8 protein-coding genes and 1 CRISPR repeat array are annotated in these 10,243 nt (G+C 58.1%); all 8 genes read left to right on the top strand.

All coding sequences use genetic code 11. The features are described from left to right. Positions 1 to 146 precede the first annotated feature (146 nt). Complete coding sequence (locus ABWU19_RS13215; RefSeq protein ID WP_435902136.1) at positions 147 to 446, top strand: muconolactone Delta-isomerase family protein; 300 nt, start codon at positions 147 to 149, stop codon at positions 444 to 446. Between the two features lie 425 nt (positions 447 to 871). Continuing rightward, positions 872 to 2,104 (top strand): hydrogenase small subunit, encoded by a 1,233-nt coding sequence (locus ABWU19_RS13210; RefSeq protein WP_435902135.1) that lies wholly within the window; start codon positions 872 to 874, stop codon positions 2,102 to 2,104. A 3-nt stretch (positions 2,105 to 2,107) separates the two neighbouring features. Beyond that, positions 2,108 to 3,799 carry a nickel-dependent hydrogenase large subunit gene (locus ABWU19_RS13205; RefSeq protein WP_435902134.1) on the top strand — a complete coding sequence of 564 codons (1,692 nt, stop codon included), beginning with the start codon at positions 2,108 to 2,110 and terminating at the stop codon, positions 3,797 to 3,799. Between the two features lie 9 nt (positions 3,800 to 3,808). After that, complete coding sequence (cybH, locus tag ABWU19_RS13200) at positions 3,809 to 4,528, top strand: Ni/Fe-hydrogenase, b-type cytochrome subunit (protein ID WP_435902133.1); 720 nt, start codon at positions 3,809 to 3,811, stop codon at positions 4,526 to 4,528. Between the two features lie 136 nt (positions 4,529 to 4,664). Beyond that, the gene (locus ABWU19_RS13195) at positions 4,665 to 5,210 is read left to right on the top strand and encodes a HyaD/HybD family hydrogenase maturation endopeptidase (protein ID WP_435902132.1); all 546 of its coding nucleotides are present in this window, start codon (positions 4,665 to 4,667) and stop codon (positions 5,208 to 5,210) included. Beyond that, complete coding sequence (gene hypA, locus ABWU19_RS13190) at positions 5,203 to 5,550, top strand: hydrogenase maturation nickel metallochaperone HypA (protein ID WP_435902131.1); 348 nt, start codon at positions 5,203 to 5,205, stop codon at positions 5,548 to 5,550. The genes ABWU19_RS13195 and hypA overlap by 8 nt, the downstream gene beginning before the upstream one ends. Before the next feature lie 10 nt (positions 5,551 to 5,560). Continuing rightward, on the top strand, positions 5,561 to 6,301 hold the full coding sequence (hypB, locus tag ABWU19_RS13185) for a hydrogenase nickel incorporation protein HypB (protein WP_435902130.1): 741 nt from the start codon (positions 5,561 to 5,563) through the stop codon (positions 6,299 to 6,301). A gap of 8 nt (positions 6,302 to 6,309) precedes the next feature. Further along, positions 6,310 to 8,601 carry a carbamoyltransferase HypF gene (hypF, locus tag ABWU19_RS13180; protein ID WP_435902129.1) on the top strand — a complete coding sequence of 764 codons (2,292 nt, stop codon included), beginning with the start codon at positions 6,310 to 6,312 and terminating at the stop codon, positions 8,599 to 8,601. Between the two features lie 186 nt (positions 8,602 to 8,787). After that, positions 8,788 to 10,132: direct repeats of the CRISPR family, unit length 37 nt; unit sequence GTTTCAATCCTCACTCGAGCTTTCACCCGAGTGCAAC. Positions 10,133 to 10,243: the final 111 nt, after the last annotated feature.

The following is a 10,243-nucleotide window of genomic DNA, read 5'->3' as shown; positions in this document are numbered from 1 at the left end:
CCGGGTGAACCTCATCTTGCTGGTGCACAACCTCATTCGCAGTCGGGTACTCCTGAAGATGGCTGGGGTGGAGCTATGAGGTAGCACACGAAGGCATAACTTACCTGGCGACTTTAAGGCTGCTATCTTGTTGTTTAGGAGGCGTAATGGGAATGAAATTTCTAGTGCTGTGGGAACTCGATCTCTCGATAATGCGCGCTGATTTTGCCAGCGTAATCATGAGAATGCCCGAATATGCCCACAAACTCCGTGAACGGGGCAAACTGGTAGGGCGTTATCATATTGTGGGCAAACATGGTGGGGCCTGGATTTACGATGTGGACTCAAACGAAGAGCTTGAGCGTTTGCTGGCCATGGCGCCCGTATATAACTTTGCAAAATACGAGGTATTGCCTCTGGCTGAAATGGATACCCCTGCTCAAATGCTCAAGTCCAGTCAAGGCTAAAGGCTTTACAGAAATACCCCGATCCGCTCCCGGAGTGGGGTTGTATGCACGGAACTCGAGGCTCCGAATCATGAGCCTATCGCACTCTTCACAGGCGTGGCCTCCCGGATGGGAGGCCACTGTCCTGTGCGAGCCGCAGTAGCAATGTTGGTGACGGGCCCAAGGACTATGAAGATCACGCTTTGAGCAGGCCCCCACTCCTGGCTGCGTAACTTAGGTGAATCGAACACGCAGCCATTGGGGACAGATGTCTCTAGTGGTGTATGGCTATAAAACCTATAAACTATTGGATAGCTGCTAGGTTCTAAGTTGACCTTAGTGGAAAAAAAAGCCGAGTTGCTTGCTGGGAAACGAAAGGATGCCAGTGTGTGTACTAGTGACCCAAACAAGCAATATAAGCGACAAGCAGGAGGTGCACAGAACACATGTACAAGGACTTCGACCCAAACCTGATCCAGCCAATTGATCCGGTAAACGAAGCACGTTTGCTAGCTGAGGCTGATAGAAACTTGGAAACCCTTTTGCAGCATCAGGCCGATTCTCCACTGCATCGTGCCCTGCGCAAACACGGTTTCAGCCGTCGCGACTTTGTTAAATGGGCTGCAATGATGACCGCAACCCTAGGGCTTCCCCCCAGCTTTACCGGACGCGTGGCTAGAGCAGCCGAAGCCGCCCCGCGCCTTCCTGTCATTTGGCAGGAGCTGCAGTCCTGCACGGGCAACTCCGAAGCCCTTTTGCGTAGTGCCAACCCAGGAGTTGAAGACATCATTCTGGACTTGCTGTCGTTGGAGTATTCCGAAGTGCTGATGGCAGCAGCGGGCGATCAGGCTGAGGCAGTGCTGGAGGAGAGCATCAAGAAATATAAAGGCCAGTACATCGTAGTGTTCGAGGGCTCTTTGCCACTAGCCCAGGATGGCATTTTTCTGACCATAGGCCACAAAGGCGAGCGGGGCACCGAGCTGGTCAAGCGCATTGCCCGTGATGCCAAATATGTGATTAACGCGGGCACCTGCGCGGCCTATGGGGGCATACCCATGGCACAGCCCAATCCCACCGGGGCTACCGGGATCAAGCCTTTCCTTAGAGCCAACAACATCCATACCCCAGTCATTAACCTGCCGGCCTGCCCGGTAAGCCCAACCAATATTGTGGGAACCATTCTAGAGTTAGTAATGTTCGGTCGGGTTCCCCAGCTTGATGCCTACGACCGCCCCATCTGGGCCTATGGCACACGCATCCATGACAAATGCGAGCGGCGTGGCAACTTCGATGCAGGCGAATTTGTGCAAAGCTGGGCCGATCTTGAAGGCCTTAAGCAGGGCTACTGCCTGTACAAGGTGGGTTGCAAGGGTCCTTTTACCTACAACAATTGCGGGGTGGTGCGCTACAACCAGGGTACCTCCTGGCCCATTATGGCGGGGCACGGCTGTGTGGGCTGCGCTGAACCCAATTTTTGGGACACCATGACCCCCTTCTATGAACCGGTAGCCAACCGGGTTTACGCACAGCCACTGGTAAGTGATGCAACGGCTGACCGTGTTGGTGTATGGGCGCTGGGTGCGGCTGCAGTGGGCATTACGGCTCATGCGGTAGGCACAATGGTGCGCTCGGCCCTCGAGAACCGCAAGAGTGAATCCATGCAAAAGCCTAAGGAGTAAGCTATGGCAGCACGTATCGTGGTAGACCCTATTACCCGCATCGAAGGACACCTTCGTATTGAAGCAGCTCTGGACGAGCGAGGTACGATCACCCAGGCCTACAGCTCAGGGACGGCCTTCCGAGGAATCGAGTTGATAATGAAGGGGCGTGACCCCCGCGATCTGGCCACTTTTACCCAACGCATCTGTGGAGTGTGCACCTATCAGCACTACGAGCGCAGTACTGAGGCGGTAGAGCGGGCCTACGGGATACGCATTCCGCCCAACGCCCGTCTGGTACGCAACCTGCTATGGAGCGCTCAGGTAATCCACGACCACGTGGTGCACTTTTATCATCTGCACGGGGTGGACTGGTTTGACATTGTTTCTGCCCTGAGCGCCTCACCTGCTAAGGCGGTTCAGGTTGCTAAGCAATACCACGCCAATCCCTACAATGCTTCTGAGAGCCATTATGCGCTGGTAATCCAACGTCTAAGCAAGTTCGTCCAGAGTGGTCAGTTGGGCCCCTTTGCGGGAGCTTATTGGGGACACCCTGCCTACAAACTCTCGCCAGAGGAAAACTTGATCATGGCCTCGCACTACCTTGATGCACTTGCAGTGCAGCGGGTTATGTCGCAGATGGAGGCTATTTTTGGAGCTAAAACTCCGCACCCCCAAAGCCTGATTGTGGGCGGTGTGACTTCAGTGCGGGACGCGCTCAGCGCTGAACGAATCGGACAATACCTGTTTATGCTCAAGCAGGCCCAGGACTTCATCGACCGGGCTTACTTGCCCGATCTGGTGATGATGGGTACCCGTTATAAGGACGAAGCCCTCCGAGGTGATGGAGATGGCTTGAAGAACTATATGTCTGTTGGTGGGCTGCCGCTGGACGAGGAGGAGTGGGAAAATCGGCGCTTCCTCTTCCCCAAGGGTCTTATTCTTAACCGCGACCTATCCAAGGTGCTGCCCATAGACCCCATGAAGATTACCGAAGAAATTGCCCACTCCTGGTATACCTATGAAGGAGACCAGGTGGCCTTGCACCCCTTCGAAGGGCAGACCAACCCGCAGTACACTGGCCTCGAGGCCGATGGGAAGCTCAAGGTGGAGGGTAAGTACTCCTGGCTCAAGAGCCCGCGCTACGATGGGATAGCGGTCGAGGTGGGGCCACTGGCTCGCTTTATAGTGGGCTATGCCGCAGGCAGCGAGCCTATCAAGAAATTGATGGACGGCTACACTGCCCGCATCGGGGTGCCCTTCAAATTCTGGTACTCCACGTTAGGGCGTACGGTGGCTCGAGGGCTCGAAACCAAGTTACTGGCCGATTTTGTGCCAACGCTGGTGAATGATTTGGTGGCTAATGTCTCCAAGGGTGATGAGCGCTTTTTCACGCCATACATGCCCAAAGATGGCGATGGCTTCAGTTTGTCTGAAGTGCCTAGGGGCTCACTTTCTCACTGGGTTCGGATCAGGAATGGGCAGATCGAGAACTTCCAGGCGGTAGTTCCTTCTACCTGGAATGCCTCTCCCAAGGATTCCAAAGGCCAGGTTGGGGCCTATGAAGCGGCCCTGACCGGGCAAAAACTGGCCGACCCCAAGAAGCCTTTGGAAATCCTGCGTACCATCCACTCCTTCGATCCATGCTTGGCCTGTGCAGTGCACCTGCTCGACCCTAAGGGCCAGGAGATAGCTCATCTGAAGATTACCGTATAGGGGGATGTGATGGCGCACATCAACACCCATGGCCCGGTTCATTTGCGCTACATCTTCGGGCGTTTTACCCGCATCTCGCACTGGTTTCGAGTGGTTCTGATCGTCTGGTTGACCATAAGTGGTTTTTACATAGCCAACCCCTTCCTGGCAACCAACCCCAACCTGCCTACCTACCTCAACTTTTTGCAAGCTAACCTTCGCGGCTTGCATGTTGCGGCTGGTTGGATACTGCTGGTTCTTACGTTGATCCGTATCTACGAGTTCTTTTTTATCCAACCCGGCCCCAGGCTGGGAATTGGAACCGAAGTTGGCATGGGGCGTATCCTGTTCGACTGGCGGGCCTGGCGTGACCAGCTAGCCTTTTATCTGTTGCTGCGGCGAGAACACCCCACGTACATCTACTCGAACTATGGGCCCATGCAGTACCTGACCTACATCGTGCTCTACATCAGTTTAGTTGTGGTTATTCTGACCGGTCTGATCCTGGCCGCGCCTTACCAGACCAGCGGGTTGGTCGGCTGGACGGGGCAGGTGCTGAAGCCCCTCGAGGTCGCCATGGGTGGCTTGGCCAATGTGCGGATTTACCACCACTGGATGATGTGGGTGATGATTGTGTTTACGGTGGTGCACATCTATATGGTGGCCTGGTACTCGATTCGCAGCCGCACCATGATTCTGGAGACGATGGTCTCGGGATACAAGGCCGAGGACATTCGGCCGCACAAATAATGTCTTGCCCATGCTTGAAAGAGGTTGGGGAGTAAGTTTACTCCCCAACCTATCCAAAATGCACGGCGACACGAACTAATTCCTGGGACACCCGTCCCGGATTGACTGGAGATACTGGTTTGCAAAGGATGGAGGGATGGCTGCTGAGATTCTACTAATGGGCGTGGGCAACCTCTTTTATGGCGACGAGGGGGTGGGGGTGGTGCTGGTCAACCGGCTCCAGGAAAAATACGCTTTTCCCGATCGCCTCGAGGTCGTGGATGGCGGAACCCTGGCCTGGAACCTGCTGCCGCTGCTTTCGGGCCGTGAGCATGTAATTGTGGTGGATGCGGTAGCGGCAGAGCCGGGTGAAATTTACCGATTTACCCTGCACGACATCCCCAGTGCCATCCAGTACGGCAAGCTCTCCTCCCACGAGTGGGAGATGCCCGAGCTGTTGAGGGCCATGGAGCTGCACGGCGACCTGCCTCCCACCACCTTTATTGCCATTGGGGTCAGCGCTCTGGCTGAGGTGAGCGCAAACCTGCAAATCCGGCTGAGTCCGCTTATCGAAAAGCGGCTGGATGCCCTGGAACGGGTGGTGTTACGGGAGCTGGCCTCACTGGGAATCATGCCGGTTGCCAAGGCCCAGCGCTTGCCCGAAAACGCCAATGCCACACATCCTGAGGCCAGCCATGCATGAGCTGGGTCTGGTCAAAAGCATCCTCGAGATCGCCGAGGCCTACGCCCGCCGCGAAGGGGCCCGCGCCATCCGCGAGATTGGCCTGCGGGTGGGGGCCCTGAGCGGGGTGGAAAAGGAGGCCCTCGAGTTCGCCTTTGAGGCCGCCAAGCAAGGCACCCTGGCCCAGCAGGCCCGGCTGGCGGTGCAGTGGGTGCCGCTGCTGGCCTTTTGCGATGGGTGCAAGAAGGAGTTTGAGGTAGCAAGCCCCTTTGGTATCGCTTTGTGTCCGGGCTGCCACCAGCCCACCGCCACCCTCGAGCAGGGCCTCGAGCTAGAAGTGGACTACCTGGAGGTAGAGTAGAGGAGAGCCCATGAACGAGCGCAAAGAGATTGAAATTGGCCTGTCGGTGCTGGCGGAAAACACCGAGGAGCGCGGGCGGCGCATTCAGGTGGAGAAGGGCGTGATGGCCCTCAACAACCAGTACGCCGCCGCCAACCGCCAGCGCCTGGAGGCAGCCCAGGTCAAGACCCTAAACCTGCTTTCTTCGCCAGGGTCGGGCAAAACCACCCTGCTGTCGCGCACCTTGCAGGAGCTTGCGCCCCACCTGCAGATGGCGGTCATCGTGGGTGACCTGACTACCGACAACGATGCCCAGCGCCTTCGGGTGGGCGGGGCCACCGCGGTGCAGATTCAGACCGGCAGCCTGTGCCACCTCGAGGCCGCCATGGTAGCCCGCGCTCTGGAGGCCCTGAACCTCGAGGCGCTCGAGCTGCTCTTCATCGAAAACGTGGGCAACCTGGTCTGCCCCGCCGCCTACGACCTGGGCGAAAGCGCCAAAGTGGTGCTTTTTTCCACCACCGAGGGTGAGGATAAACCACTCAAATACCCCCGCATCTTCAAGGAGGCCGACCTGGTGCTTATCACCAAGGGCGACCTGGCCGAAGTGCTGGGCTTCGACCGCAACCAGGCCCTGGAAAACCTACGCCTAGTCGCACCCCAGGCCAGGGTGCTGGAGGTCTCAGCCAGGAGTGGGGCGGGTATGCCAGACTGGTATCACTACCTGTTTGCGCTTCTGGGGCGGGTTATGCCCCAAAACGTGCACGGCGGTTAGCACCCCCTATGCGCCACCCATCCGGCCCCCCCGAGGCACAGACCCTGCGCTTGCGGGTGCGGGGTGTGGTGCAGGGGGTGGGTTTTCGGCCCTTTGTGTTTCGCCTGGCTACGCGCCTGGGACTTTCGGGCTGGGTGCAGAACGACCTCGAGGGCGTTCTGATGGAGGTATCGGGGCCGCCCGATGCGCTAGAGACGCTGGTTCGGGCCATTTCCACCGAGGCCCCTCCGGCGGCCCGCGTCGAGCAGGTGGAAGTCCTACAGCAGCAACCAGGCCGCCTGCCCGGTGGGTTTGCCATTATCCAGAGCGAGGCCAAAGGCCCTCTTTCCACCCGCATCTCCCCCGACCTGACCCTCTGCCCCGACTGCTTGCAGGAACTGTTCGACCCCAGCGACCGGCGTTACCGCTACCCCTTCATCAACTGCACCAACTGCGGCCCCCGCTACAGCATCACCCTGCAACTGCCCTACGACCGCCCCCACACCACCATGCGGGCCTTCGCGATGTGCCCGGAATGCGCCGCCGAGTACCACGACCCCCACAACCGCCGTTTTCATGCCCAGCCCATCGCCTGCCCTGTGTGCGGCCCTCAGGTTCATCTGTGGAATGCCCAGTTGCAGCCCCTTGCCTCGCAGCACCTGGCCGTCGAGGAAGCCGCACGGCTCCTGCGCGAGGGGCAGATTCTGGCCATCAAAGGGCTGGGCGGCTACCATCTGGCCTGCGACGCCGCCCGCGCCGAGGCTGTAGAACGTTTGCGGGCCCGCAAAAAGCGCCGCTTCAAGCCCCTGGCCCTGATGGCGCGTGACCTCGAGGCTCTTCGGGGCTACGTCGAGCTAGACGAGCCTGCCCAAGAGCTATTGCAGAGCCCAGAGCGCCCCATCGTGCTGCTGCCCAAAGGCCCCAAACCGCTGCCCGAGGCCCTGGCCCCTGGCAGCCCCGACCTGGGGGTGATGCTGCCCTATACGCCCTTACAGCACCTGCTCTACGCCGAGGGCGCACCTTTGCTGCTGGTGATGACCAGCGCCAACCGCTCGGGTGAACCCATGGTTTACCGCGACGAGGAGCTCGAAAAGCTCAAAGGTCTGGCCGACTATTTTTTGGTCGGCGAGCGCCCCATTGCCCGCCGGGTAGACGACTCAGTAACTGCTCTGGCCGACGGTAGGCCAATGATGCTGCGCCGGGCGCGGAGTTTTGCACCGGCCCCCATCCTGCAATCGGAGCGTTTCCAGAGGCCCATCCTGGCGCTGGGCGCTATGCTCAAAAACAGCATCGCCCTGTGCACCGGTGGTCAGGTTTTTGTAAGCCAGCACCTGGGCGACCTGGAAGAACTCGAGGCCCGCCTGGCCTTTTACCAGACCGTCCAAGACCTTACCCGGATGTATCGGGTTGACCTGGACCAAACCCTAATTGTGCACGACCTGCACCCCGACTACCCCTCCACCCAGTACGCTGCCGAGTTGCCCGGCCCCAAGCGGGCTGTGCAGCACCACCAGGCCCACATTGCCTCGGTGCTGGCCGAACACCACCTGTGGGATGAGCCTGTACTGGGCTTTGCCTTCGATGGGGCTGGGCTGGGGCTGGATGGGGCCATCTGGGGCGGCGAGGTGATGCTGGGTTCCCTGCAGTCGGGCCTGCGGCGGGTGGCCCATCTGCGCTACGCCCCCTTGCTGGGCGGCGATGCCGCAGCCGCGCTGCCGACCCAGGCTGCGGTGGGGTTTGTGCGGGAGCTGGGCCACTGGGAAGCCCACCTACCCCAGCACACGGTCGAGCAAGGGCTGAAGCTACTGGCCTCGAGGCTGCCCATCCCATCTACCAGCAGCATTGGTCGGCTATTCGACACGGTGGCTGCCCTGCTGGGATTCCATAGCCGCCAGGACTTTGAGGGGCAGGCCGCCATGTGGCTCGAGGGCTTAGCCCGTAGCGCCCCGCCGGAGCCCCAGGCCCGCTATACCTTACCTATCCAGCCTGCCGACCTCCCCCAGTGGGATTACCACCATTTGCTCGAGGCCATCCTGACCGACCTGCAAAAGGGCCTTGCCAGAGAAAAAATAGCCCGACACTTTCACCACGCCCTGGCCGAAGGGGTAGTCAGCATGGCCCAACACCTGCGCGAGCTACATGGCCTTTCAGCCGTAGTGCTTTCGGGCGGGGTGTGGCAAAACCGCCTGCTGCACGGGCTGGCCCTATCTGCGCTGCGGGCACGGGGTTTTGCGGTGTACTGGAACCAGGCTGTGCCACCCGGCGATGGAGGCATTGCTTTGGGGCAGGTGGCCCTGGCCCAGATGCCCGAAATGACCTAACCAGGACTTTTTTCCCTACACAAACACATTTGACACTGTTACAAATATAGCAACCCACCTAGTGGGTGTCCCCAAAAACGCTTGTGGGTTCCCCTCCCTAGCCCACAAGCGTTGTTTTTTGTTGTAATCGAGCTTTCACCCGAGTGCAACAAAGCACCACTGCATCGTCACTAAGGCCCTCCAGAAGTTTCAATCCTCACTCGAGCTTTCACCCGAGTGCAACATACGGACCGACAACGGCCCAGCCGTCGACTGTGTAGTTTCAATCCTCACTCGAGCTTTCACCCGAGTGCAACGAGGGCATCCTGAGCATTTCCACGCTCAGAACCCGCGTTTCAATCCTCACTCGAGCTTTCACCCGAGTGCAACACGACCAGCGATTTGAGCCGGGCGGATTGGGTAGAGTTTCAATCCTCACTCGAGCTTTCACCCGAGTGCAACGTGTTATCTACTGACGCTAAAATCGATTCAGAAGGAGTTTCAATCCTCACTCGAGCTTTCACCCGAGTGCAACTTACGAGTGCTAATAATCGCTATGCTCAGTTTTGGGGTTTCAATCCTCACTCGAGCTTTCACCCGAGTGCAACGCTATCCTCAAGGCTAAGGCCCGTGTGAGGGAAATTCGTTTCAATCCTCACTCGAGCTTTCACCCGAGTGCAACTGATGTTCTCGCGAAAGGGCCGCAAAAAGGGCACGTTTCAATCCTCACTCGAGCTTTCACCCGAGTGCAACGTGTTATCTACTGACGCTAAAATCGATTCAGAAGGAGTTTCAATCCTCACTCGAGCTTTCACCCGAGTGCAACTTACGAGTGCTAATAATCGCTATGCTCAGTTTTGGGGTTTCAATCCTCACTCGAGCTTTCACCCGAGTGCAACGCTATCCTCAAGGCTAAGGCCCGTGTGAGGGAAATTCGTTTCAATCCTCACTCGAGCTTTCACCCGAGTGCAACTGATGTTCTCGCGAAAGGGCCGCAAAAAGGGCACGTTTCAATCCTCACTCGAGCTTTCACCCGAGTGCAACGGCTAGCTCCGCCACAGGAACAGCCGCATCCTCCACGTTTCAATCCTCACTCGAGCTTTCACCCGAGTGCAACCGGCCCGCAGATTCTCTTCTGCATCGAGAATCGGGTTCGTTTCAATCCTCACTCGAGCTTTCACCCGAGTGCAACCTCTAGCTGCCCAAGCCAGCCCAAGCCCAAAAAGAAGTTTCAATCCTCACTCGAGCTTTCACCCGAGTGCAACTGGCATTAGAACAACAAATCCAACAAACCCGAGACGTTTCAATCCTCACTCGAGCTTTCACCCGAGTGCAACCCTGAGCCAGTGCTGAGGCTTGCCCTCAGCTTGATGTTTCAATCCTCACTCGAGCTTTCACCCGAGTGCAACCGATCAGTTTCGCTGGATAGGAGATTGGTGGAAAGGTTTCAATCCTCACTCGAGCTTTCACCCGAGTGCAACGCACGTAGGGCGCCGTGCCGACGAGGTGCAGCGTGTTTCAATCCTCACTCGAGCTTTCACCCGAGTGCAACGGCCTCATTCTAGCGTGCGTGCTGGACGGGGTTCAAGAGGGGGTTTGCGCGAGGGTGCATCTCTGAAAATCCGTATGCCAGAATAAAGCATGAAAGAGTGGAAAACGAAAG

This window comes from Meiothermus cerbereus, assembly GCF_051297115.1.
Taxonomy (GTDB): domain Bacteria; phylum Deinococcota; class Deinococci; order Deinococcales; family Thermaceae; genus Meiothermus; species Meiothermus cerbereus_A.
Note: the sequence above shows the minus strand (reverse complement) of the source record. Positions and strands in the feature narration are given on the sequence as shown.

Coding starts and splice junctions, on each gene's coding strand:
- ABWU19_RS13215 (WP_435902136.1), top strand. CDS start 147: ATGGGAATGAAATTTCTAGTGCTGTGGGAACTCGATCTCTCGATAATG.
- ABWU19_RS13210 (WP_435902135.1), top strand. CDS start 872: ATGTACAAGGACTTCGACCCAAACCTGATCCAGCCAATTGATCCGGTA.
- ABWU19_RS13205 (WP_435902134.1), top strand. CDS start 2,108: ATGGCAGCACGTATCGTGGTAGACCCTATTACCCGCATCGAAGGACAC.
- cybH (WP_435902133.1), top strand. CDS start 3,809: ATGGCGCACATCAACACCCATGGCCCGGTTCATTTGCGCTACATCTTC.
- ABWU19_RS13195 (WP_435902132.1), top strand. CDS start 4,665: ATGGCTGCTGAGATTCTACTAATGGGCGTGGGCAACCTCTTTTATGGC.
- hypA (WP_435902131.1), top strand. CDS start 5,203: ATGCATGAGCTGGGTCTGGTCAAAAGCATCCTCGAGATCGCCGAGGCC.
- hypB (WP_435902130.1), top strand. CDS start 5,561: ATGAACGAGCGCAAAGAGATTGAAATTGGCCTGTCGGTGCTGGCGGAA.
- hypF (WP_435902129.1), top strand. CDS start 6,310: ATGCGCCACCCATCCGGCCCCCCCGAGGCACAGACCCTGCGCTTGCGG.